This window comes from Dermatophilaceae bacterium Soc4.6 (genome assembly GCA_039889245.1).
Taxonomy (GTDB): Bacteria; Actinomycetota; Actinomycetes; order Actinomycetales; family Dermatophilaceae; genus Lapillicoccus.
In genome coordinates, this window is sequence record JAZGVH010000002.1 from 3305665 (window position 1) to 3329997 (window position 24333).

Here is a 24333-nt window from a genome sequence, read left to right on the forward strand (position 1 = left end):
AGGGCCTGCCATGCGTCACGCTCATGGCGTTCTCGACAGGTCCACCAGGTCGCGGCGCACTCCGCGCCCACGGGTGGTGCTTGACTCGAATGGACTTCTGTGCCCTGAGCCGGTACGCTGACGCTTTGCGCTGCCTATGACCCGTGATCCCCTCCAGCCAGGCGCCCAGTCCACGACCGACGTTCTCGGTTCGTGGCGCTGATCGTGCCATGTCGTGGGGGAGGGGGATCTGGTCCACGGTAGCCGCCCGATAGTCACCGCTCAGTAAGGCCCGTGGAAGGACCCTCCTTGGCTGCCTCGCGCACCGCGTCCCAGAAAGTGTCCACCGCACGGACGGCTTCGGGCCGTCTGTCATTCGCCCAGATCCGCGAACCCCTCGAGGTCCCCGACCTCCTGGCGCTCCAGACCGAGAGCTTCGACTGGCTCCTCGGCAACGAGCGCTGGCAGGGTCGCGTCGCCGCGGCCAAGTCCGCCGGACGCACCGATGTCCCGGACCGCTCCGGTCTCGAGGAGATCTTCGAGGAGATCTCCCCCATCGAGGACTTCTCCGGCTCGATGTCGCTCTCGTTCCGCGACCACCGCTTCGAAGAGACCCGCAAGACCATCGAGTCCTGCAAGGAGCGCGACCAGACCTACGACGCGCCCCTGTTCGTCACCGCCGAGTTCATGAACACCAACACCGGTGAGATCAAGAGCCAGACGGTCTTCATGGGCGACTTCCCGCTCATGACCGAGCGCGGCACCTTCATCATCAACGGCACCGAGCGCGTCGTCGTCTCGCAGCTCGTGCGCAGCCCGGGTGTCTACTTCGAGCGCCAGCCCGACCGCACGTCCGACAAGGACGTCTACCAGGCCCGGGTCATCCCCAGCCGTGGGGCCTGGCTCGAGTTCGAGATCGACAAGCGCGACATGGTCGGCGTGCGCGTCGACCGCAAGCGCAAGCAGTCGGTCACCGTGCTGCTCAAGGCGCTCGGCTGGACCGAGGCGCAGATCCTCGAGGAGTTCGGCGAGTTCGAGTCGATGCGGCTCACCCTGGAGAAGGACCACACCCAGGGCCAGGACGACGCGCTGCTCGACATCTACCGCAAGCTGCGTCCCGGCGAGCCCCCGACGAAGGAGGCCGCGCAGACCCTGCTCGACAACCTCTACTTCAACCCGAAGCGCTACGACCTGGCCAAGGTCGGTCGCTACAAGATCAACAAGAAGCTCGGGGTCGAGGCCGAGCTCGGCGCGTCCACGCTCTCGATCGACGACGTGGTCGCCACGATCCGCTACCTCGTCTCCCTGCACGCCGGCGAGCAGACCATGCCCGGCCGTCGTGACGGGCACGACCAGGCCATGCGCGTCGAGGTCGATGACATCGACCACTTCGGCAACCGCCGCCTGCGCAGCGTCGGCGAGCTCATCCAGAACCAGGTCCGCACCGGCCTGTCCCGGATGGAGCGTGTCGTGCGCGAGCGGATGACGACCCAGGACGTCGAGGCCATCACGCCGCAGACCCTGATCAACATCCGCCCGGTCGTGGCCTCGATCCGCGAGTTCTTCGGCACCAGCCAGCTCTCGCAGTTCATGGACCAGAACAACCCGCTCGCGGGTCTGACCCACAAGCGGCGGCTGTCGGCCCTCGGCCCGGGTGGTCTCTCCCGCGACCGCGCCGGCATGGAGGTCCGCGACGTCCACCCGTCGCACTACGGCCGCATGTGCCCGATCGAGACCCCTGAGGGCCCGAACATCGGCCTCATCGGCTCGCTCGCGTCCTACGGGCGGATCAACGCCTTCGGGTTCGTCGAGACGCCGTACCGCAAGGTGGTCAACGGGCAGGTCACCGATGACGTCGCCTACCTCTCGGCCGACGAGGAGGACGAGTTCGTCGTGGCGCAGGCCAACGCGCCGCTGACCGACGACGACCACTTCGCCGAGGACACCGTGCTCGTGCGCACCAAGCAGGGCGAGGTCGAGCTCGTCAACGCCCTCGACGTGGACTACATGGACGTCTCCGCGCGTCAGATGGTCTCGGCGGCGACGGCGCTCATCCCGTTCCTCGAGCACGACGACGCCAACCGGGCCCTCATGGGGTCCAACATGCAGCGTCAGGCGGTGCCGCTGGTCAAGTCCGAGGCCCCGCTCGTGGGCACGGGTATGGAGTTCCGTGCGGCCCTCGACTCCGGCGACGTCGTCCTGGCCACCGCGCCGGGTGTCGTCGCTGAGGTCAGTGCCGACCTGGTCACCGTCGCCAACGACGACGGCACGTACCAGACCTACCGGATCCGCAAGTTCGACCGCTCCAACCAGGGCAACTGCTACAACCAGGTCGTCCTCGTCAACGAGGGTGACCGGCTGGAGAAGGGCTCGGTCATCGCCGACGGTCCCGCCACCGATGGTGGCGAGATGGCGCTGGGTCGCAACCTGCTGGTGGCGTTCATGCCGTGGGAGGGTCACAACTACGAGGACGCGATCATCCTCAGCCAGCGTCTGGTGCAGGACGACGTCCTCTCCTCGATCCACATCGAGGAGCACGAGGTCGACGCCCGCGACACCAAGCTCGGCCCCGAGGAGATCACGCGGGACATCCCCAACGTCTCCGAGGACGTGCTGGCCGACCTCGACGAGCGCGGCATCATCCGCATCGGCGCCGAGGTCCGCGACGGCGACCTGCTCGTCGGCAAGGTCACGCCCAAGGGCGAGACCGAGCTGACCCCGGAGGAGCGCCTGCTGCGCGCCATCTTCGGTGAGAAGGCCCGTGAGGTCCGCGACACCTCTCTGAAGGTCCCCCACGGCGAGACCGGCACGGTCATCGGCGTGAAGGTCTTCGACAAGGACGAGGGCGACGACCTGCCCCCGGGTGTCAACCAGCTCGTGCGGGTCTACGTCGCCAACAAGCGCAAGATCACCGACGGTGACAAGCTCGCCGGCCGTCACGGCAACAAGGGCGTCATCTCCAAGATCCTGCCCGTCGAGGACATGCCGTTCCTCGAGGACGGCACCCCGGTCGACGTCGTGCTCAACCCGCTCGGTGTGCCCGGCCGCATGAACATCGGCCAGGTGCTCGAGCTCCACCTCGGCTGGGCCGCCTCGCGCGGCTGGAAGATCGAGGGCGAGCCCGACTGGGCGAAGGTCATCCCGCAGGACGCCCACGAGGCGCCGGCGGGGAGCCGGGTCGCCAGCCCCGTCTTCGACGGTGCCGGCGAGGACGTCATCACCGGTCTGCTCGACTCGACGCTCAAGACGCGCGACGACGTGCGCCTGATCGACAAGTCGGGCAAGGCGCTGCTCTTCGACGGCCGCTCCGGCGAGCCGTACCCCGAGCCGGTGTCGGTGGGCTACATGTACATCCTCAAGCTCCACCACCTCGTCGACGACAAGATCCACGCACGCTCCACGGGTCCCTACTCGATGATCACCCAGCAGCCGCTCGGCGGTAAGGCCCAGTTCGGTGGCCAGCGCTTCGGTGAGATGGAGGTCTGGGCCCTCGAGGCGTACGGCGCGGCCTACACCCTGCAGGAGCTGCTCACGATCAAGTCGGACGACGTCCCCGGACGCGTCAAGGTCTACGAGGCGATCGTCAAGGGCGAGAACATCCCCGACTCCGGCATCCCCGAGTCGTTCAAGGTGCTCCTCAAGGAGATGCAGTCGCTCTGCCTCAACGTCGAGGTGCTGTCCTCGGACGGCCAGGCGATCGAGATGCGCGACAGCGACGAGGACGTCTTCCGGGCGGCCGAGGAGCTGGGCATCGACCTGTCGCGGCGCGAGCCGAGCAGCGTCGAAGAGGTCTGATCGGTGACCGGTCCGGGCGCCTTCGCGGCGCCCGGACCGGGACACCCTCTAAGCATGTTTTTGCGTCACGAAAGACCACGGAAGAAGGAACCACGTGCTCGACGTCAACTTCTTTGACGAGCTGCGTATCGGTCTCGCTACTGCGGATGACATCCGTCGGTGGAGCCACGGCGAGGTCAAGAAGCCGGAGACCATCAACTACCGCACGCTCAAGCCCGAGAAGGAGGGCCTGTTCTGCGAGCGCATCTTCGGCCCCACCCGGGACTGGGAGTGCAACTGCGGCAAGTACAAGCGGGTCCGCTTCAAGGGCATCATCTGCGAGCGCTGCGGCGTCGAGGTCACCCGGGCCAAGGTGCGTCGTGAGCGGATGGGCCACATCGAGCTCGCCGCCCCCGTCACCCACATCTGGTACTTCAAGGGTGTCCCGAGCCGGCTCGGCTACCTCCTCGACCTCGCCCCGAAAGACCTCGAGAAGGTCATCTACTTCGCGGCGTACATGATCACGTCGGTCGACGTCGACCAGCGTCACCGCGACCTGCCCTCGCTCGAGGCGCAGATCCAGGTGGAGAAGAAGGAGATCGAGAACCGTCGCGACTCCGAGATCGACACCCGGGCCAAGCGGCTCGAGAACGACCTCGGCGAGCTCGAGGCCGAGGGCGCGAAGGCTGACGCCAAGCGCAAGGTCCGTGACGGTGCCGACCGCGAGATGAACGCCATCCGTCGTCGCACCGACCAGCAGGTCGAGCGCCTCGAGCAGGTCTGGGACCGGTTCAAGAGCCTCAAGGTCCAGGACCTCGAGGGTGACGAGATCCTCTACCGCGAGATGCGCGACCGCTTCGGTCTCTACTTCGAGGGCGGCATGGGCGCCGCGGCGATCCAGAAGCGCCTGCAGACCTTCGACCTCGCTGCCGAGATCGACATCCTGCGCGAGATCATCGCGACCGGCAAGGGCCAGAAGAAGACGCGTGCCCTCAAGCGCCTCAAGGTCGTCACGGCCTTCACGACGACGAGCAACAGCCCCACGGGCATGGTGCTCGACTGCGTCCCGGTCATCCCGCCCGACCTGCGCCCGATGGTGCAGCTCGACGGTGGTCGCTTCGCGACGTCCGACCTCAACGACCTCTACCGGCGCGTGATCAACCGGAACAACCGCCTCAAGCGGCTGCTCGACCTCGGTGCGCCGGAGATCATCGTCAACAACGAGAAGCGGATGCTCCAGGAGGCCGTCGACTCGCTGTTCGACAACGGCCGTCGTGGCCGTCCGGTCACCGGCCCGGGTAACCGGCCGCTGAAGTCGCTCTCCGACATGCTCAAGGGCAAGCAGGGGCGCTTCCGTCAGAACCTCCTCGGCAAGCGCGTCGACTACTCCGGCCGCTCGGTCATCGTCGTCGGCCCGCAGCTGAAGCTCCACCAGTGCGGCCTGCCCAAGCAGATGGCGCTCGAGCTGTTCAAGCCGTTCGTGATGAAGCGCCTGGTCGACCTCGACCACGCGCAGAACATCAAGTCGGCCAAGCGGATGGTCGAGCGCAGCAAGCCGGTCGTGTGGGACGTCCTCGAAGAGGTCATCACCGAGCACCCCGTGCTGCTCAACCGTGCGCCCACCCTGCACCGCCTCGGCATCCAGGCCTTCGAGCCGCAGCTCGTCGAGGGCAAGGCCATCCAGATCCACCCGCTCGTCTGCACGGCGTTCAACGCCGACTTCGACGGTGACCAGATGGCCGTGCACGTGCCGCTGTCGGCGGAGGCGCAGGCCGAGGCCCGCATCCTCATGCTGTCGAGCAACAACATCCTCAAGCCGGCCGACGGTCGCCCCGTGACCATGCCCACCCAGGACATGATCATCGGGCTGTTCCACCTGACGTCGGAGTCGCCGGAGAACCCGGGCGCCGGACGGGCGTTCACCTCGCCCGCCGAGGCTCGTATGGCGTTCGACGCGGGCGACATCCACCTGGGCTCGATCGTCAAGATCCGCCTGTCCGACGTCGTGCCCCCGGCCGGCTTCGAGGTGCCCGAGGGTGTCGTCCCCGACGAGGCGGGCATCTACCCGTCCCTCACGCTCGAGACGACCCTGGGTCGGGCGCTCTTCAACGAGACCCTCCCGCTGGACTACCCCTTCGTCGACGTCTTCGTCGACAAGAAGCAGCTCTCGACGATCGTCAACGACCTCGCCGAGCGCTACTCCAAGGTCCAGGTCGCGGCGTCGCTCGACGCGCTCAAGGAGGCGGGGTTCCACTGGGCCACGCGCTCCGGCATCACCGTCGCGATCTCCGACGTCGTCACCCCGCCCACCAAGATCAAGATCCTCGAGGACTACGAGGACCGGGCGGCCAAGGTCCAGAAGCTCTACGACCGCGGTGCGATGACGGACAACGAGCGTCGTGAGGACCTCATCGAGATCTGGAACGAGGCCACCAACAAGGTCGCGGAGGAGATGCGTCGCAACATCCCCACCACCAACACGATCTACAAGATGGTCTCCTCGGGCGCTCGTGGCAACTGGATGCAGCTGCGCCAGATCGCCGGTATGCGAGGCCTGGTCTCGAACCCGAAGGGCGAGATCATCCCGCGCCCGATCCGCGCGAACTTCCGCGAGGGTCTGACCGTGCTCGAGTTCTTCATCTCGACCCACGGCTCGCGCAAGGGTCTGGCCGACACGGCGCTGCGCACGGCCGACTCGGGCTACCTGACCCGTCGACTCGTCGACGTGTCGCAGGACGTCATCGTCCGCGAGGACGACTGCGGCACCGAGCGTGGCCTGACCATGCCGATCGCCGACACCGACTCCACAGGCAGCCGCATCCTGCACGAGGACGTCGAGACCAGCGTCTACGCGCGGACCCTGGCCGAGGACGTCGTCCTCGACGGGGCCGTGCTGGCGGTGCCCGGCATCGACCTCGGCGACGTCGTCATCGACGCGCTGTTCGTCGCGGGCGTCGACAAGGTGAAGGTCCGCTCGGTCCTCACCTGCGACAGCAAGGTCGGCACCTGCGCCCGGTGCTACGGGCGCTCGCTGGCGACCGGCAAGCTCGTCGACATCGGCGAGGCGGTCGGCATCATCGCCGCCCAGTCGATCGGTGAGCCCGGCACGCAGCTGACCATGCGCACCTTCCACACCGGTGGTGTGGCCGGTGACGACATCACGCAGGGTCTGCCCCGCGTCGTCGAGCTCTTCGAGGCACGCACCCCCAAGGGCGTCGCCCCGATCGCCGAGGCGACCGGTCGCATCCAGATCGAGGACACCGACAAGACCCGTCGCATCGTCCTCACCCCCGACGACGGCAGCGAGGAGCACGCGTACCCCGTCAGCAAGCGGTCGCGCCTCCTCGTCGGCGACGGCGACCACGTCGAGGTCGGCGCCAAGCTCGTGCAGGGTGCCATCGACCCGAAGCAGGTGCTGCGCATCCTCGGCCCCCGGGCCACGCAGAACTTCCTGGTCGACGAGGTGCAGCGGGTCTACCGTCAGCAGGGTGTGTCGATCCACGACAAGCACATCGAGGTCATCGTCCGGCAGATGCTGCGCCGGGTGACGGTCATCGAGTCGGGTGACGCCAACATCATCCCCGGAGACCTCGTCGAGCGCGGGCGCTTCGAGGAGGAGAACCGTCGGGTCATGGCCGAGGGCGGCAAGACTGCTGCCGGTCGTCCCGAGCTCATGGGCATCACCAAGGCGTCGCTCGCGACCGAGTCGTGGCTGTCGGCCGCGTCCTTCCAGGAGACGACCCGGGTGCTCACCCAGGCCGCCATGGAGGCCAAGTCCGACCCGCTGCTCGGCCTCAAGGAGAACGTCATCCTCGGCAAGCTCATCCCGGCCGGCACGGGTCTCCCGCGCTACCGCAACATCTCGGTCGAGCCGACCGAGGAGGCCAAGGCGGCGATGTACTCCATGCCGAACTACGACGCCTACGACTACTCGTCCTTCGGGTCGGGCGAGGCGATCCGGCTCGACGACGTCAGCCTGGGCTTCGCCGACAGCTGACCAGTCACCGCCTGACGACAGGGCGGGTGGGCCGGGAGGAGACTCCCGGCCCACCCGCCCTTCGTCGTGCCCCGGGGGTCAGACCAGCGGGTCGCGCCGGCCGGCGCGGGCCAGCGCCAGCCCTGACGTCACGAGCCCGATCACGGCCACCGCGCCGAGAGCCAGCCACGGGTACCACCCGAGCACGGGCGACCACGACGCGAGCGGGACGAAGCGCCAGCTGGGGTGCGTGAGCCCGACTGCGTTGCGCACGGCGTACAGGACGAAGCCGTAGGCGTGGAGCAGGGGGAGGGTGAGCGCGAGACCCGCGACGACGCGCGGCACCACGCGCGAGGGGAGTCGCTCGGCGACGACCACCCCGGCGTAGACCGGGAGCAGGGCCGCGAAGGGCAGGACGTGCCGGCCCTGCAGGCCGGACTCGACGGGCAGGAAGACGTGGACGTAGAGCGTGCTCGAGAGCGCGACCAGCGCCACCGCGCCGCCGATGAGCACGACACGGTCACGGGCGCTGCCGAGGACGACTGCCGTGACCACGAGGGCGAGGGCCGCCAGGAGCCAGGCCGTCGTCGTCCACCACGCCATCCGGGTCTCCATCCACCCGAACCAGCCGACTCCGGAGCGCGCCATCTCGAGCCACGCGCCGCTCCACGCGGCCCAGCCGTCGCGGCTCATCCAGGGCCCCAGCATGGCGGGGTGGTCGTAGCGGACCTCCCACGCGGCCGCTGCGACGGAGCAGACGGCCAGCAGACCCACGGTCGCGAGGGTGACGGGGGAGCGGGCACGCAGGCCCCCCAGGACGGCCCTCCAGCCGCCCAGCGCGAGCAGCGCCACGGTGAGGGCGGCCATGGTCACCAGACCGAGCTGCCGGCTCAGCACCAGCAGCCCCCCACCGAGCAGCAGCAGCAGCTGGGTGCTGCGGTGCTCGAGCGACTCCGGTCGACGGGCCGACACCGTGATGACGGCGGCGACGAGCAGGGCACCGAGGATCTCCACGCCGGAGGTGCTGACGACCCCGGTGCAGAACGAGACGAGGGGGGTCATCAGCACGGGCACGCCGAGCAGGGCCTGCGGTCCGAGCCACCGGGTCAGGTGCCACGAGGCGAGCAGGAGCAGCAGGGAGGTCGCGGCGAGCACGACGAGCCGTCCCAGCAGGTAGGCCTGGTAGGGCGTGCTCCCGAGCGAGGCGACCAGACCGATCGGCGGGTAGAGGAAGGGCGGGTAGGCGCCGAGGGTCGTGCCGATCCGGATCTGACCCGGCGGGGGTGGCGGGAGGGCCTGCTGGCAGGCCGCCGTGACGTCGGGGCGGAAGGCCAGGCAGTTGTCGCCGCGAGGCGACAGCCGCCCGGGGATCGTCACCTCGCGGCGGTTGGAGGCGTTGCGGACCTGGATGGGGCTCTGGTCGGCGGTGGGGGATGGCCCCGGGGTGCCGATGTCGAGGTGGGCTGCGGCGAGGGCCTTGATCAGGTGGGCGTCCTCGTCGGGGGCGGCACCGCCCGGGTTGGAGCCCAGCCACGCGAGGCCGAGCAGCACGTAGGGCAGCGTCAGCAGCACCGCCACCCGCCATGCTCGTCGAGCCATCTGCTCCCTTTCTCCAGCGGGTCGCCCCGCAGCCGGCGTTGCGGGGGAATCCTAGGCGTCGAGGGTGTGGGTGGCGGAGATTTGGGGATGGGTGGGGCGGGCGGTATCGTGGGGATCTGTGCCCGGTCTGCCGGGCACCCGAGCATGTCCCCGATCCGGTGGTTACCACTGTCGGTCAGGGAAGCAGGCTCACCCTCTCTCGCCGGGCAACCTCCCGGGCAACGGCCTCGCGGCCTGCGCCCCGGTGGGAAGTGCAGGGGAGAGCACCCCGTTCCGACCTGACCGACACGCCCGAGTGCGGGGGTCGGCGGGACACCCAAGGAGCCCCGCCGGTCGGTGGGGCAGACGACACGCAACAAAGACGGAGAACAGGTTGCCTACGATCAACCAGCTGGTCCGCAAGGGTCGCCAGGACAAGGTCGACAAGACCAAGACCCCGGCGCTCAAGGGCTCGCCCCAGCGCCGCGGTGTCTGCACCCGCGTCTACACCACCACCCCCAAGAAGCCCAACTCGGCGCTGCGGAAGGTCGCGCGCGTCAAGCTGACCTCCGGCATCGAGGTGACGGCCTACATCCCCGGCGTCGGCCACAACCTGCAGGAGCACTCGATCGTGCTCGTGCGTGGCGGTCGTGTGAAGGACCTGCCTGGCGTGCGCTACAAGATCGTGCGCGGCTCGCTCGACGCCCAGGGCGTCAAGAACCGCAAGCAGGCTCGCTCGCGCTACGGCGCGAAGAAGGAGAAGAGCTGATATGCCTCGCAAGGGACCCGCACCCAAGCGCCCGCTCGTCATCGACCCGGTGCACAACTCGCCGCTCGTGACCCAGCTGGTCAACAAGATCCTCCTCGACGGCAAGAAGTCGATCGCCGAGACCATCGTCTACGGCGCCCTCGAGGGTGCCAGGGTCAAGACCGGCGCCGACCCCGTCGTCACGCTCAAGCGCGCCCTCGACAACATCAAGCCGGCCCTCGAGGTGAAGTCCCGCCGCGTCGGTGGGGCCACCTACCAGGTGCCGATCGAGGTCAAGCCGAACCGCAGCACGACGCTCGCGCTGCGCTGGCTCGTCGGCTACTCCCGTCAGCGTCGCGAGAAGACGATGACCGAGCGCCTGATGAACGAGATCCTCGACGCCTCCAACGGCCTCGGTGCCGCCGTGAAGCGTCGCGAGGACACCCACAAGATGGCCGAGAGCAACAAGGCCTTCGCGCACTACCGCTGGTAGTCGCCCGTCTGCTTCGTGTGCCGGGTGCGCCAGTGGCGCACCCGGCATACGGGGGCAGGGCGGTGCGTTGACCTGGAGGCTGCCTCGGGCAGCCCGAAGACCGAAGACCAAGAACCCGATTACGAGATTGAGCAGGCACACGTGGCACTCGACGTCCTGACGGACCTCACGAAGGTCCGCAACATCGGCATCATGGCGCACATCGACGCTGGCAAGACGACGGTGACGGAGCGCATCCTCTTCTACACCGGCGTGAACCACAAGATCGGTGAGACCCACGACGGTGCGTCGACGACCGACTGGATGGAGCAGGAGAAGGAGCGGGGGATCACCATCACCTCCGCCGCCGTCACCTCCTTCTGGGCCGGCAGCCAGATCAACATCATCGACACCCCCGGCCACGTCGACTTCACCGTCGAGGTGGAGCGCTCGCTGCGCGTCCTCGACGGTGCCGTCGCCGTCTTCGACGGCAAGGAGGGCGTCGAGCCTCAGTCCGAGACCGTGTGGCGACAGGCCGACAAGTACGACGTGCCGCGCATCTGCTTCGTCAACAAGATGGACAAGCTCGGCGCCGACTTCTACTTCACCGTCGCCACCATCAAGGACCGCCTCGGTGCGGAGCCGCTGGTCATGCAGCTGCCCATCGGCGCCGAGAACGACTTCGTCGGCGTCATCGACCTCGTCGAGATGCGCGCCCTCGTGTGGCCCGGTGACTCCAAGGGTGACGTCACCATGGGCGCCAAGTACGAGATCCAGGAGATCCCCGCCGACCTCCAGGAGAAGGCCGACGAGTACCGCATGGCCCTCGTCGAGCGCGTGGCCGAGGCTGACGACGTGCTGATGGAGAAGTACCTCGCGGGCGAGGAGCTGACGGTCGCCGAGATCAAGGGCGGGATCCGCACACTCACCGTCAAGTCGGAGCTCTACCCCGTCTTCTGCGGCTCGGCCTTCAAGAACCGTGGCGTGCAGCCCATGCTCGACGCGGTCGTCGACTACCTCCCGTCCCCGCTCGACGTCCCTCCGATGATCGGCCACAAGCCGGGCAAGGAGGAGATCGAGGTCATTCGCAAGCCGTCGACCGACGAGCCCTTCTCGGCGCTCGCCTTCAAGATTGCGACGCACCCGTTCTTCGGCACGCTGACCTTCGTGCGGGTCTACTCCGGCAAGCTCTCCGCGGGCACCCAGGTCATGAACACGACCAAGGGCAACAAGGAGCGCATCGGCAAGCTCTTCCAGATGCACGCCAACAAGGAGAACCCTGTCGACGAGGCGTCGGCCGGGCACATCTACGCGATGATCGGCCTCAAGGACACCACCACCGGTGACACCCTGAGCGACCTCCAGGACCAGGTCATCCTCGAGTCGATGACCTTCCCCGAGCCGGTCATCTCGGTGGCCATCGAGCCCAAGACCAAGGGCGACCAGGAAAAGCTGGGTGTCGCCATCCAGAAGCTCGCGCAGGAGGACCCGACCTTCCAGGTCCACCACGACGACGAGACCGGCCAGACCATCATCGCCGGCATGGGCGAGCTGCACCTCGACATCCTCGTCGACCGCATGCGGCGCGAGTTCAAGGTCGAGGCCAACGTCGGCAAGCCGCAGGTCGCCTACCGCGAGACCATCCGTCGCACGATCGACCGTCTCGACTACACCCACAAGAAGCAGACCGGTGGGTCGGGCCAGTACGCCAAGATCCAGATCGCCATCGCGCCCATGGACACCTCGGAGGGCGAGCTCTACGAGTTCGAGAACAAGGTGACCGGTGGTCGCGTGCCGCGCGAGTACATCCCCTCGGTCGACGCCGGCATCCAGGACGCCATGCAGTACGGCGTGCTGGCGGGCTACCCGCTCGTCGGGATCAAGGCCACCCTGCTCGATGGTGCGGCCCACGACGTCGACTCCTCGGAGATGGCGTTCAAGATCGCCGGCTCCATGGCGCTCAAGGAGGCCGTCCGCAAGGCCGACCCCGTGCTCCTCGAGCCGATGATGGCCGTCGAGGTGCGCACCCCCGAGGACTACATGGGTGAGGTCATCGGCGACATCAACAGCCGCCGTGGCCAGATCCAGGCCATGGAGGACATCAGCGGCGCGAAGATCGTGCGCGGCCTCGTCCCCCTGTCGGAGATGTTCGGCTACGTCGGTGACCTGCGCAGCAAGACGCAGGGCCGGGCGAACTACTCCATGCAGTTCGACTCCTACGCCGAGGTCCCCAAGGCCGTGGCCGAGGAGATCATCAAGAAGACGCGTGGTGAGTGACGGCCCTGTCCGTCGCGTAGGCTGACCCACCGGAGCGATCCGGTGGGGCGGCCCACCCGTCACACCACCCCGGCTTCATCCTGAAGCCACCCAGCACCACTCACGCAGACAGCACGCGCCACGTCCAGCCAACGGTCGTCGGGCGTTTCACGACAAAAGTCCTGAGGAGGACCACAGTGGCGAAGGCAAAGTTCGAGCGGACCAAGCCGCACGTCAACATCGGCACCATTGGTCACATCGACCATGGCAAGACGACGCTGACCGCAGCGATCTCCAAGGTCCTGCACGACAAGTACCCCACGCTGAACCCGCAGTTCGCGTTCGACGACATCGACAAGGCGCCCGAGGAGAAGCAGCGCGGCATCACGATCTCGATCGCGCACATCGAGTACCAGACCGAGTCGCGTCACTACGCGCACGTCGACTGCCCCGGGCACGCCGACTACGTGAAGAACATGATCACGGGTGCAGCGCAGATGGACGGGGCCATCCTCGTCGTCGCGGCGACGGACGGCCCGATGCCGCAGACCAAGGAGCACGTGCTCCTGGCCCGCCAGGTCGGCGTCCCCTACATCGTGGTGGCGCTCAACAAGGCCGACATGGTCGACGACGAGGAGATCCTCGAGCTCGTCGAGATGGAGGTCCGCGAGCTGCTGTCGGCCTACGACTTCCCCGGTGACGACCTGCCGGTGGTCAAGGTCTCGGCGCTCAAGGCGCTCGAGGGTGACGAGGAGTGGGGCAAGACGGTCCTCGAGCTCATGGACGCCGTCGACTCGGCGATCCCCGAGCCCGAGCGCGCCATCGACCTGCCGTTCCTCATGCCCGTCGAGGACGTTTTCACGATCACCGGTCGTGGCACCGTCGTCACCGGCAAGATCGAGCGCGGCATCCTCAAGGTCAACGAGGAGATCGAGATCGTGGGCATCCGCCCCGGCGTCCCGGCCAAGACCACGGTCACCGGCGTCGAGATGTTCCGCAAGCTGCTCGACGAGGGTCGCGCCGGTGAGAACGTCGGTCTGCTGCTTCGTGGCACCAAGCGCGAGGACGTCGAGCGCGGGCAGGTCATCTGCAAGCCCGGCACGATCACCCCGCACACCGAGTTCGAGGCCCAGGCCTACATCCTGTCCAAGGACGAGGGTGGCCGCCACACGCCGTTCTACGACAACTACCGTCCGCAGTTCTACTTCCGGACCACCGACGTGACCGGCGTCGTGCACCTCCCCGAGGGCACCGAGATGGTCATGCCCGGCGACAACACCAACATGAACGTCGAGCTGATCCAGCCGATCGCCATGGAGGAGGGCCTGAAGTTCGCCATCCGCGAGGGTGGCCGCACCGTCGGTGCAGGCACCGTCACCAAGATCACCAAGTGACTCAGGTGTCGGTCAGGCGCGTGAGCGCCTGACCGACACGGAGCACGAGAAGAGGCTCGGACCGCATCACGGTCCGAGCCTCTTCGTCGCCTCCCCTTGCGTCCGCCCCCCGGAGGGCTAGAACCCACGTGAGAGCGGACACAACGGAGACGGCCCAGCCCGTGGGAGACGCTCCCCGAGCCGAGGTCGGCGACGGTGCCCCCGGACGACGGCGCCTGAGGCGATCGGTGTCGGGCCGACGGCATACAGTCGCGGGGTGGTGACGACCTCTCTGCCCCCGTTCGACACCGACTCCGAGGCCGCTGGTCTCATGGCCTTCGTCGACGCCTCGCCCACCCCCTTCCACGCCGTGCTGCAGGCGGGCTGGCTGCTCGAGGAGGCCGGCTTCAGCCGGCTCGACGAGACCGACCCCGTCCCCGCGCGGCCAGGGCGCTACTACCTGGTGCGGGGTGGGTCGCTCGTCGCGTGGTCCAGCGAGGGTGAGCACGCGACCGCCGAGCCCTTCCGGATCGTGGGCGCGCACACCGACAGCCCCACCCTGCACATCAAGCCGCAGCCCGACCTGGCGCGCGCCGGCTGGCAGCTGCTCGGTGTCGAGGTCTACGGCGGGCCGCTGCTCAACTCCTGGCTCGACCGCGACCTCGCGCTCTCCGGCCGCGTGGCCGTGCGTGACGCCACGGCACCGCACGGTGTCGGCACCCGACTTTTGACGGGCAGCGACCCGGTCCTGCGGGTCGCGCAGCTGGCCATCCACCTCGACCGCACGCAGAACGACGGCCTCACCCTCAACCGGCAGCAGCACCTCTCGCCGCTGTGGATGCAGGGGTCGGCGCCGGGCGACTTCACCGGGTGGCTCGCCGAGCAGGTCGAGGTGGCGCGTCGCGACGTCCTCGGCTGGGACGTCATGACGCACGACACCCAGGCCTCGCAGCGCATCGGTCCGACCCGTGACCTGCTCGCGGCCCCGCGCCTCGACAACCTCGCGACGTCGTATGCCGCCACTCGCGCGCTCGTCGAGGCCGTCGCCGTCAACGAGGGCCACACCCCGGTCGTCGTGCTCTTCGACCACGAGGAGGTTGGCAGCCAGTCGGAGCGGGGGGCCATGTCGACCCTGCTGCCGTCGGTCCTCGAGCGCATCGTCCTGCGTCGTGGGGGCACCCGCGACGACTACCTGCGGGCGCTGGCCGGCACGATCGTGGCCTCGGGCGACATGGCCCACGCCACCCACCCCAACTACCCGGAGCGCCACGAGCCGCAGCACCTCATCGCGGTCAACGGCGGTCCGGTGCTCAAGGTCAACGCCCAGCTGCGCTACGCCACCGACGGCGTGGGCGCGGCGGCCTTCCGACTCGCGTGCGAGCAGGCGCAGGTGCCGATGCAGCGCTTCGTCACCCGCAGCGACCTGCCCTGCGGCAGCACGGTGGGGCCGATGACGTCGGCGCTGCTCGGGGCGACGACCGTCGACTTCGGTGCCCCGATGCTGTCGATGCACAGCGCCCGCGAGCTGATGGGCGCCCGCGACCCCGCGATGTATGCCGCCGCCCTGACCGCCTTCCTCGCCCCCGACTGACCCGGCCCGAGGGGCGACGCCGGGGTGCTCAGCCCGTCGCCGACGGGTCAGCGCCACATCCAGGCGGTGGGTGGCCGCAGCGCCGCCGTCACGGCACGCCGTACGGCGTCGCGGTGCGGGACCGCCGCGGGCTCGCCACCGACGAGCAGCTCGTGCTCGAGCGCGACGCTCAGGCTGCGCAGGGTGTGCAGCGTGTTGGTCACCCGCGCGGGCAGGGGCCCGGGCTCACCCGTGGTGAGCAGGTGGGAGACCGGCTCGAGCCATCGCACGGCGTCGGACCCGTCGAGACGCGGGTCGGTGAGCACCGTTGCGAGGGCGTGGGCGACCCGGTCGTCCTCCTGGTCGTGCCACACGACGTCTGTCGGTGCGACGAGCCGGGCGGCGAGCGTCGCGAGCAGCAGCCCGGGGTCGCTGGACCGGGCTCGGCCGTAGGCTGCCAGGCCGTCGGCTCCGTGCGCGACCGCATGGAGCCACCCGAGCTCGGGGTGGTGGCCGCGCAGGTCGGTCTCCTCGGGATACCACCGGCACATGGCTCGGACCCACTCCTCTCGGCTGGTCCCTGCGTCGGCGAGCACCCCGAGCACCAGCGGCGCGAACGACCGTGCCCAGATGTCGGGGTGCTGCAGACGGGTGGTCAGGATGGCCCCGGTGCGTTCCAGCTGGTGCGACCCGAGGGCCCCGGACTCCACCGCCTCGGCCAACCGGGAGAGGGCGACGTCGTCGCGCACCGACGGGTCGGGGGAGGCGAGGTCGAGCAGCAGGCGGTCGAGGGTGGCGTCGTCCATCACGGATCCACCCTGCCACCGGTGCGGGGGTGGGGCGCGTGGGACGCTGGTGGTGTGACTTCCCGACCCCCCGTCCTGGTCTTCGACGGCGACTGCGGCTTCTGCACGACCTCTGCCGGTCTGGTGCCTCGACTGGTCGACCGACGACGACGCTTCGTGGTGCGGCCCTGGCAGCAGCTCGACCTGCCGTCCCTGGGGCTGACACCCGAGATGTGTTCTGCCGCAGTGCAGTTCGTCGATGCGGATCGTCGTGTCAGCTCGGGCGCGCCCGCCATCGCGGCGGCTCTGCGCGCCGGCGCGCCGGGGTGGCACCCGGCCGGGGTCGTGCTCGACCTGCCGGGGGTCAGGTCGGTCGCCGCACGCGTCTACACCTGGGTGGCCGCCCACCGCTACGCGTTGCCCGGGGGCACGCCCGCCTGTGCGATGCCGCCTCCGGCCCCGTCCTCGCCCTCGACGCCTGGGTGAGCGTCGGCTGGGGTCGACGTCTCGGTCGACCGCCTTCGCGACGACGTGGACGTGGCTGCCTCCCTCTGGGCGCGGACGCATGCTCCTCCGCTGCCCGGCCGGTATCCCCTTCTGCCTCACGGCGCGCGCGGTGCCGGGCGGCGGCCGGCGACCTGTCCCCGTCGGGGATCCGCCGGCCCGCCTCGACCAGGTCACGCTCGACGTGCCGCCACGGTGGGCGGCCGGTAGGCGGGGCTCCATACCGGCCCGGGGTGGGCGCAGGGGCGCGGCGCGCCCGACCGCGGGGGCCGGGATTTGGCCGGGGCCGTGGGCCTCTGGCACACTGGTGAGGTTGCTTGACGCGCGAGGCTGACCCATGTCACCCTCGCCGCCCCTGGACGGGACACCTCGTGTGGCTCCCAGGGAAGCGCAAGCGCCCGGTCTAGACCGGGCCTTCGATGGACAACCCCGGCGCTGTGTTCCTCACGGAACCAGCGCGGGATCGCGGAGCGGGTGCGACACACCCGACCGCGGGGGTCGGAGGCCAGGTGTCCGGGTGACCATGCAGACGTACGGCGAGAGAGAGACCTACCTCAGATGGCGGGACAGAAGATCCGCATCCGACTGAAGTCGTATGACCACGAGGTCATCGACAGCTCGGCGCGCAAGATCGTTGACACGGTGACCCGTGCTGGAGCGACGGTTGTCGGCCCGGTGCCGCTGCCCACGGAGAAGAACGTCTTCGTCGTCATCCGGTCACCCCACAAGTACAAGGACAGCCGCGAGCAGTTCGAGATGCGCACCCACAAGCGCCTCATCGACATCATCGACCCGACGCCCAAGGCCGTCGACTCGCTGATGCGTCTCGACCTGCCGGCGGACGTCAACATCGAGATCAAGCTCTGATCAGGGGAGATGACTCGCAATGACTACTGACACGAAGAACGTCAAGGGAGTGCTGGGCCACAAGCTCGGCATGACCCAGGTGTGGGACGAGAACGGGCGCCTCGTGCCCGTCACCGTGATCCAGGCCGGGCCCTGCGTCGTCACCCAGGTGCGCGACGCCGCGACCGACGGCTACGGCGCGGTCCAGATCGCCTACGGCGACATCGACCCCCGCAAGGTCAACAAGCCGATGAAGGGCCACTTCGAGAAGGCCGGCGTGACCCCCCGCCGCTACCTCATCGAGCTGCGCACCGCCGACTTCGCCGACTACGCGCTCGGCCAGGAGATCACCGCCGAGGCGTTCGAGGCCGGGCAGAAGATCGACGCCAGCGCTACGACCAAGGGCAAGGGCTTCGCCGGCGTCATGAAGCGACACCACTTCAAGGGTGTCAGCTCCTCGCACGGCTCGCACCGCAACCACCGCAAGCCCGGCTCGATCGGCGGGTGCTCCACCCCCGGTCGCGTCTTCAAGGGAATGCGCATGGCCGGCCGCATGGGCGGCGTGCGCCAGACCACCCAGAACCTCACGATCCACGCCGTGGACGCCGACAAGGGCCTGCTGCTCGTCAAGGGTGCCGTTCCCGGCCCCCGCGGCGCAGTCGTCCTCGTCCGCACGGCTGCGAAGGGAGCCTGAGAGACATGGCCACGCAGAGCACCCCCGTGCTGCCCGCCGAGATCTTCGACGTGCAGACCAACATCCCCCTGATCCACCAGGTCGTCGTCGCGCAGCTCGCGGCCGCCCGTCAGGGCACGCACTCGACCAAGACGCGGGCCGAGGTGAGCGGTGGTGGGGTCAAGCCCTACCGCCAGAAGGGCACCGGCCGCGCCCGTCAGGGCTCGATCCGCGCTCCGCAGTTCACCGGCGGTGGCATCGTCCACGGTCCCAAGCCGCGTGACTACTCACAGCGCACCCCCAAGAAGATGAAGGCCGCCGCCCTGCGCGGTGCCCTCTCCGACCGGGCCCGCCACGGTCGCATCCACGTCATCGCCAGCCTGCTGGCTGGCGAGGCCCCGTCGGCCAGGGAGGCTCGCGCCACCCTCGCCGGGCTCACCGACCGTCGCAACCTGCTCGTCGCGCTCGCCCGCGGCGACGAGGCCGGCTGGAAGAGCGCGCGCAACCTGACCGACGTCCACATCCTGTTCGTCGACCAGCTCAACACCTACGACGTGCTCTGCGCCGAGGACGTCGTCTTCACGCAGGCCGCCTTCGACGCCCTCGTCGAGACCGCCGCCGCGAAGACCAAGGAGGACGCGCTGTGAGCATCCACATCAAGGACCCCCGCGACATCCTGATCGCGCCGGTCGTCTCGGAGAAGTCCTACGGTCTGCTCGACGAGGGGAAGTACACCTTCATCGTCGACCCGCGGTCCAACAAGACCGAGATCAAGATCGCGATCGAGCAGATCTTCAACGTGAAGGTCAGCTCGGTCCACACGCTCAACCGCAAGGGCAAGGCACGCCGCACCCGCTTCGGGCTCGGCAAGCGCAAGGACACCAAGCGCGCGATCGTCACGCTCAAGGAAGGCTCCATCGACATCTTCGGCGCCACCGCCTGAGCTGCTGACGAGGACGTAAGGGAAACACACCATGGGTATCCGTAAGTACAAGCCGACCACACCGGGCCGTCGTGGCTCGTCGGTCGCCGACTTCGTCGAGATCACGCGCACCACGCCGGAGAAGTCACTCGTCCGCCCGCTCACCAAGAGCGGCGGTCGCAACTCCTCCGGTCGGATCACGACCCGACACATCGGTGGCGGTCACAAGCGCGCCTACCGACTCATCGACTTCCGTCGCCACGACAAGGACGGCGTGCCGGCCAAGGTCGCGCACATCGAGTACGACCCGAACCGCACGGCGCGCATCGCGCTCCTGCACTACGCCGACGGCGAGAAGCGCTACATCCTGGCGCCGAACCGCCTCAAGCAGGGTGACCGCATCGAGAACGGCCCCGGGGCTGACATCAAGCCCGGCAACGCCCTCCCGATGCGCAACATCCCGGTGGGTACGACGATCCACGCCATCGAGCTCAAGCCCGGTGGCGGCGCCAAGATCGCCCGCTCTGCGGGTGCGAAGGTGCAGCTCGTGGCCAAGGACGGTCCCTACGCCCAGCTGCGTATGCCGTCCGGCGAGATCCGCAACGTCGACCTGCGCTGCCGCGCGACGATCGGCGAGGTCGGCAACGCCGAGCAGAGCAACATCAACTGGGGCAAGGCCGGCCGCATGAGGTGGAAGGGCAAGCGCCCGACCGTCCGTGGTGTCGCCATGAACCCGGTCGACCACCCGCACGGTGGTGGAGAGGGCAAGACCTCCGGTGGTCGTCACCCGGTCAGCCCGTGGGGTCAAGCAGAGGGACGCACCCGCCGTCCCAACAAGGCGAGCGACAAGTTCATCGTCCGTCGCCGTCGTACTGGCAAGAAGCGCTGAGAAGGAGCCTGAGGAATGCCACGCAGCCTGAAGAAGGGCCCCTTCATCGACGACCACCTGCAGAAGAAGGTGGACGCCCAGAACGATGGGGGCACGAAGAACGTCATCAAGACCTGGTCACGCCGTTCGGTCATCAGTCCGGACATGCTGACCCACACCTTCGCCGTGCACGACGGTCGCAAGCACGTCCCGGTCTTCGTGACCGAGTCGATGGTCGGCCACAAGCTCGGTGAGTTCGCTCCGACGCGCACCTTCAAGGGCCACGTCAAGGACGACAAGAAGGGGCGTCGTCGCTGATGGCCGCCACGACCGTGAACACCGTCAAGGAGAACCTGATGGAGGCGAGTGCTTCGGCCCGCCACGTCCGGGTGACCCCGCAGAAGGCCCGTCGCGTCATCGCCCTCATCCGGGGCAAGCGCGCCGCCGAGGCCGTGTCGGTCCTGATGTTCGCCCCCCAGGCGGCATCGGAGCCGATCCAGAAGGTGCTCGAGAGCGCCATCGCCAACGCCCGGGTCAAGGCCGACCGACAGTCGCTGCCCTTCGACGAGCGCAGCCTGGTCATCCAGGCCGCCTTCATCGACGAGGGACCGACGATGAAGCGTTTCCGGCCCCGCGCACAGGGCAGGGCCAGCCGTATCAACAAGCGCACGAGCCACATCACCGTGGTCGTCGCGCAGCCCGAGAAGACCACTCCGGGTACGAAGACCGCAGCTAAGGGAGGTGGTCGCTGATGGGTCAGAAGGTCAACCCGTACGGGTTCCGCCTCGGCATCACGACCGAGCACAGGAGTCGTTGGTTCGCCGACAGCACCAAGACGGGTCAGCGTTACCGCGACTACGTCAAGGAGGATGTCGCCATCCGTCGGCTCATGGAGAAGGGCATGGAGCGTGCTGGGATCTCCCGCGTGGAGATCGAGCGCACCCGTGACCGCGTCCGCGTCGACATCCACACCGCGCGTCCGGGCATCGTCATCGGCCGCCGCGGCGCCGAGGCGGACCGCATCCGCGGCGAGCTCGAGAAGCTCACCGGCAAGCAGGTGCAGCTGAACATCCTCGAGGTCAAGAACCCCGAGATCGACTCCCAGCTCGTCGCCCAGGGCATCGCCGAGCAGCTCGCTGCGCGTGTGACGTTCCGTCGGGCCATGCGCAAGGGGATGCAGTCGGCCACCCGCGCCGGTGCCAAGGGCATCCGGGTGCAGTGCTCGGGTCGCCTCGGTGGCGCCGAGATGTCGCGCTCGGAGTTCTACCGCGAGGGCCGTGTGCCCCTGCACACCCTGCGCGCGAACATCGACTACGGCTTCTACGAGGCTCGCACCCCGTTCGGTCGGATCGGCGTCAAGGTGTGGATCTACAAGGGTGACGTGACTGCTCGTGAGCTCGCTCAGCAGCAGGCGACGGCTCCTCGTGCCCCCCGCGGCCCCCGCCGCGAGGGCGCCGAGCGGCCCACCCGGGCCCGTCGTGACGCGCCGGCCGAGGCTCCCGCAGCCGAGACCACGTCCGCTCCGGCGACCGAGGTTGCCGCCGTCACGAATGAGCAGGCCTGACCATGTTGATTCCCCGTCGAGTCAAGCACCGCAAGCAGCACCACCCGGGTCGTTCCGGGGCTGCCAAGGGCGGCACCACGATCGCGTTCGGCGACTACGGCATCCAGGCCCTCGAGCCCGCCTACGTCACCAACCGGCAGATCGAGTCCGCTCGTATCGCGATGACCCGCTACATGAAGCGCGGTGGAAAGGTGTGGATCAACATCTACCCGGACCGCCCGCTCACCAAGAAGCCGGCCGAGACCCGCATGGGTTCCGGTAAGGGCTCGCCCGAGTGGTGGATCGCCAACGTCAAGCCCGGTCGGATGCTGTTCGAGGTGAACGGTGTGACCGAGCCCGTGGCCCGTGAGGCCATGCGCCTGGCGATGCACAAGCTCCCCATGAAGTGCCGCTTCGTCCGCCGTGAGGGTGGTGACATCTGATGGCCGTTGGTACCAAGGACCTCGCGTCCGACTCGCTGCGCAGCTTCGGTGACGACCGTCTGGTCGACGAGCTCCGCAAGTCGAAGGAGGAGCTGTTCAACCTCCGCTTCCAGTCCGCCACCGGCCAGCTCGACAACCACGGCCGGCTGCGGGCGGTCAAGCGCGACATCTCCCGGATCTACACCGAGATGCGCGAGCGAGAGCTCGGCATCGGTCTGCCCCCGGCAGCCCCCAAGGCGCCCGCCGTGGTGACCGAGGTGGACGCCAAGGCCGAGAAGAAGGCCAAGAAGGCCGACAAGGCTGACAAGGCTCCGAAGGCCGAGAAGGCACCCAAGGGCGAGAAGGCCGCCAAGGCTGAGAAGGCCGCCGGCGACGAGCCCAGCGACGAGCAGGACGAGGCATGAGCGAGATGACCAGCCCGGAGACCGTGCCGGCCACTGACCGCACGGAGCGCAACGACCGCAAGACCCGCCAGGGTTACGTGGTCAGCGACAAGATGGACAAGACCGTCGTGGTCGAGGTCGAGGACCGCGTCAAGCACGCGCTCTACGGCAAGGTCCTTCGTCGCAGCAGCAAGGTCAAGGCCCACAACGAGGCCAACGACGCCGCGGTCGGTGACCGCGTGCTCATCATGGAGACCCGCCCCCTCTCGGCGTCGAAGCGCTGGCGAGTGGTGCAGATTCTGGAGAAGGCCAAGTGATCCAGCAGGAGACGCGACTGCGCGTCGCCGACAACACCGGTGCCAAGGAGATCCTCTGCATCCGTGTGCTCGGTGGGTCGGGTCGGCGCTACGCCGGCATCGGCGACACCATCGTGGCCACGGTCAAGGACGCGATCCCCGGTGGCAACGTCAAGTCGGGTGACGTCGTCAAGGCCGTCATCGTGCGCACCGTCAAGGAGCGCCGCCGGCCGGACGGCTCGTACATCAAGTTCGACGAGAACGCCGCCGTGATCCTCAAGAACGACGGTGACCCCCGTGGCACGCGCATCTTCGGCCCCGTGGGCCGCGAGCTGCGTGACAAGCGCTTCATGAAGATCATCTCGCTCGCGCCGGAGGTGCTGTGATGGCCAACGCCACGATCCCGAAGATGAAGATCAAGAAGGGCGACCTCGTCCAGGTGATCTCGGGCCGCGCGCAGAAGAACGGCGGCGACCGGGGCAAGCAGGGCAAGGTGATCGCCGTCTACCCCGAGCGCCAGCGGGTGCTCGTCGAAGGCATCGGGCGCGTCACCAAGCACGTCAAGGCCGGCGCGACCGACCGTGGCTCGCGCACCGGTGGGCTCGTCCACACCGAGGCCCCGATCCACGTGAGCAACGTCGCCATCGTCGACCCCGAGAGCAAGAAGCCGACCCGCATCAGGATGCGGATGGAGACGGTCGAGCGTGACGGGCGCAGCAAGATCGTGCGCACCCGCGTCGCCGTCCGTTCCGGGAAGGACCTCTGATGAGCGAGACCACCACGACCACGGCGACCACCACGACGCCGAGGCTCAAGACCCGCTACCAGGACGAGATCAAGTCGGGCCTGCACCAGCAGTTCTCCTACTCGAACATCATGCAGGTGCCCGGCGTCGTCAAGGTCGTCGTCAACATGGGTGTCGGTGACGCCGCCAAGGACAGCAAGCTGATCGAGGGCGCCGTGCGCGACCTCGAGACGATCACCGGCCAGAAGCCCATCGTCACCAAGGCGCGCAAGTCCATCGCCCAGTTCAAGCTGCGTGAGGGTATGCCGATCGGCGCCCACACGACGCTGCGTGGTGACCGGATGTGGGAGTTCCTCGACCGTCTCGTGACGATCGCCCTCCCGCGTATCCGCGACTTCCGCGGCCTGTCGCCCAAGCAGTTCGACGGCAAGGGCAACTACACCTTCGGTCTCAACGAGCAGTCGATGTTCCACGAGATCGACCAGGACCGGATCGACCGCGTGCGGGGTATGGACATCACCGTCGTCACCACCGCGACGAACGACGACGAGGGCCGTGCGCTGCTGAAGGCTCTCGGCTTCCCCTTCAAGGAGATGTGA

At 68.5% G+C, this 24333-nt stretch carries 24 protein-coding genes; 22 read left to right on the top strand and 2 right to left on the bottom strand.

The window, feature by feature from the left end; translation table 11 throughout:
- Positions 1 to 288 precede the first annotated feature (288 nt).
- The gene (gene rpoB, locus V3N99_15430; protein ID MEO3938128.1) at positions 289 to 3774 is read left to right on the top strand and encodes a DNA-directed RNA polymerase subunit beta; all 3486 of its coding nucleotides are present in this window, start codon (positions 289 to 291) and stop codon (positions 3772 to 3774) included.
- Positions 3775 to 3868: 94 nt separating this feature from the next.
- On the top strand, positions 3869 to 7750 hold the full coding sequence (locus tag V3N99_15435) for a DNA-directed RNA polymerase subunit beta' (GenBank protein ID MEO3938129.1): 3882 nt from the start codon (positions 3869 to 3871) through the stop codon (positions 7748 to 7750).
- A 78-nt stretch (positions 7751 to 7828) separates the two neighbouring features.
- Here the strand turns inward: V3N99_15435 and V3N99_15440 are convergent, their stop codons facing one another.
- Positions 7829 to 9328 carry a DUF2142 domain-containing protein gene (locus V3N99_15440; protein ID MEO3938130.1) on the bottom strand — a complete coding sequence of 500 codons (1500 nt, stop codon included), beginning with the start codon at positions 9326 to 9328 and terminating at the stop codon, positions 7829 to 7831.
- Between the two features lie 373 nt (positions 9329 to 9701).
- Between V3N99_15440 and rpsL the strand changes: the two genes are divergently transcribed.
- The 5 genes from rpsL (at position 9702) to V3N99_15465 (ending at position 15747) form a co-directional block, all read left to right on the top strand.
- Positions 9702 to 10076, top strand: a complete 375-nt coding sequence (gene rpsL, locus V3N99_15445) for a 30S ribosomal protein S12 (GenBank protein MEO3938131.1) — start codon at positions 9702 to 9704, stop codon at positions 10074 to 10076.
- Position 10077: 1 nt separating this feature from the next.
- Positions 10078 to 10548, top strand: a complete 471-nt coding sequence (gene rpsG / locus V3N99_15450) for a 30S ribosomal protein S7 (GenBank protein MEO3938132.1) — start codon at positions 10078 to 10080, stop codon at positions 10546 to 10548.
- Between the two features lie 141 nt (positions 10549 to 10689).
- Complete coding sequence (gene fusA / locus V3N99_15455; protein MEO3938133.1) at positions 10690 to 12804, top strand: elongation factor G; 2115 nt, start codon at positions 10690 to 10692, stop codon at positions 12802 to 12804.
- A 176-nt stretch (positions 12805 to 12980) separates the two neighbouring features.
- Positions 12981 to 14177, top strand: coding sequence for an elongation factor Tu (tuf, locus tag V3N99_15460; GenBank protein ID MEO3938134.1), 1197 nt, complete (start codon positions 12981 to 12983; stop codon positions 14175 to 14177).
- Between the two features lie 256 nt (positions 14178 to 14433).
- Positions 14434 to 15747 (top strand): M18 family aminopeptidase, encoded by a 1314-nt coding sequence (locus tag V3N99_15465; protein ID MEO3938135.1) that lies wholly within the window; start codon positions 14434 to 14436, stop codon positions 15745 to 15747.
- A gap of 47 nt (positions 15748 to 15794) precedes the next feature.
- On the opposite strand, the gene V3N99_15470 is transcribed toward V3N99_15465, so the two are convergent.
- Positions 15795 to 16532 carry a DUF2785 domain-containing protein gene (locus V3N99_15470; protein MEO3938136.1) on the bottom strand — a complete coding sequence of 246 codons (738 nt, stop codon included), beginning with the start codon at positions 16530 to 16532 and terminating at the stop codon, positions 15795 to 15797.
- 54 nt (positions 16533 to 16586) lie between these two features.
- Between V3N99_15470 and V3N99_15475 the strand changes: the two genes are divergently transcribed.
- From V3N99_15475 to rplE, 15 genes are all read left to right on the top strand, one after another.
- Positions 16587 to 16997, top strand: a complete 411-nt coding sequence (locus tag V3N99_15475; GenBank protein MEO3938137.1) for a DCC1-like thiol-disulfide oxidoreductase family protein — start codon at positions 16587 to 16589, stop codon at positions 16995 to 16997.
- Between the two features lie 576 nt (positions 16998 to 17573).
- Entirely contained in the window at positions 17574 to 17882 is a 309-nt protein-coding gene (gene rpsJ / locus V3N99_15480; GenBank protein MEO3938138.1) for a 30S ribosomal protein S10, read from the top strand.
- A gap of 19 nt (positions 17883 to 17901) precedes the next feature.
- Complete coding sequence (rplC, locus tag V3N99_15485; GenBank protein ID MEO3938139.1) at positions 17902 to 18555, top strand: 50S ribosomal protein L3; 654 nt, start codon at positions 17902 to 17904, stop codon at positions 18553 to 18555.
- Between the two features lie 5 nt (positions 18556 to 18560).
- Positions 18561 to 19181: a 50S ribosomal protein L4 gene (gene rplD, locus V3N99_15490; GenBank protein MEO3938140.1), complete on the top strand. Its 621-nt coding sequence runs from the start codon at positions 18561 to 18563 to the stop codon at positions 19179 to 19181.
- Positions 19178 to 19477, top strand: coding sequence for a 50S ribosomal protein L23 (gene rplW, locus V3N99_15495; protein ID MEO3938141.1), 300 nt, complete (start codon positions 19178 to 19180; stop codon positions 19475 to 19477). The genes rplD and rplW overlap by 4 nt, the downstream gene beginning before the upstream one ends.
- 31 nt (positions 19478 to 19508) lie before the next feature.
- A complete protein-coding gene (gene rplB / locus V3N99_15500; protein MEO3938142.1) occupies positions 19509 to 20345 on the top strand; it encodes a 50S ribosomal protein L2 in 837 nt (278 codons plus the stop codon).
- Positions 20346 to 20360: 15 nt separating this feature from the next.
- Entirely contained in the window at positions 20361 to 20642 is a 282-nt protein-coding gene (rpsS, locus tag V3N99_15505; protein ID MEO3938143.1) for a 30S ribosomal protein S19, read from the top strand.
- 38 nt (positions 20643 to 20680) lie between these two features.
- Positions 20681 to 21076, top strand: coding sequence for a 50S ribosomal protein L22 (gene rplV / locus V3N99_15510; GenBank protein ID MEO3938144.1), 396 nt, complete (start codon positions 20681 to 20683; stop codon positions 21074 to 21076).
- Positions 21076 to 21888, top strand: a complete 813-nt coding sequence (rpsC, locus tag V3N99_15515) for a 30S ribosomal protein S3 (GenBank protein ID MEO3938145.1) — start codon at positions 21076 to 21078, stop codon at positions 21886 to 21888. Before rplV ends, rpsC begins: the two co-directional genes overlap by 1 nt.
- A gap of 2 nt (positions 21889 to 21890) precedes the next feature.
- Positions 21891 to 22310, top strand: a complete 420-nt coding sequence (rplP, locus tag V3N99_15520) for a 50S ribosomal protein L16 (protein MEO3938146.1) — start codon at positions 21891 to 21893, stop codon at positions 22308 to 22310.
- Positions 22310 to 22714 (top strand): 50S ribosomal protein L29, encoded by a 405-nt coding sequence (rpmC, locus tag V3N99_15525; protein ID MEO3938147.1) that lies wholly within the window; start codon positions 22310 to 22312, stop codon positions 22712 to 22714. The genes rplP and rpmC overlap by 1 nt, the downstream gene beginning before the upstream one ends.
- Entirely contained in the window at positions 22711 to 23010 is a 300-nt protein-coding gene (gene rpsQ / locus V3N99_15530) for a 30S ribosomal protein S17 (GenBank protein ID MEO3938148.1), read from the top strand. Before rpmC ends, rpsQ begins: the two co-directional genes overlap by 4 nt.
- Positions 23007 to 23375 (top strand): 50S ribosomal protein L14, encoded by a 369-nt coding sequence (gene rplN / locus V3N99_15535; GenBank protein ID MEO3938149.1) that lies wholly within the window; start codon positions 23007 to 23009, stop codon positions 23373 to 23375. The genes rpsQ and rplN overlap by 4 nt, the downstream gene beginning before the upstream one ends.
- Positions 23375 to 23755: a 50S ribosomal protein L24 gene (rplX, locus tag V3N99_15540; protein ID MEO3938150.1), complete on the top strand. Its 381-nt coding sequence runs from the start codon at positions 23375 to 23377 to the stop codon at positions 23753 to 23755. The genes rplN and rplX overlap by 1 nt, the downstream gene beginning before the upstream one ends.
- Positions 23755 to 24333 carry a 50S ribosomal protein L5 gene (gene rplE / locus V3N99_15545; GenBank protein ID MEO3938151.1) on the top strand — a complete coding sequence of 193 codons (579 nt, stop codon included), beginning with the start codon at positions 23755 to 23757 and terminating at the stop codon, positions 24331 to 24333. Before rplX ends, rplE begins: the two co-directional genes overlap by 1 nt.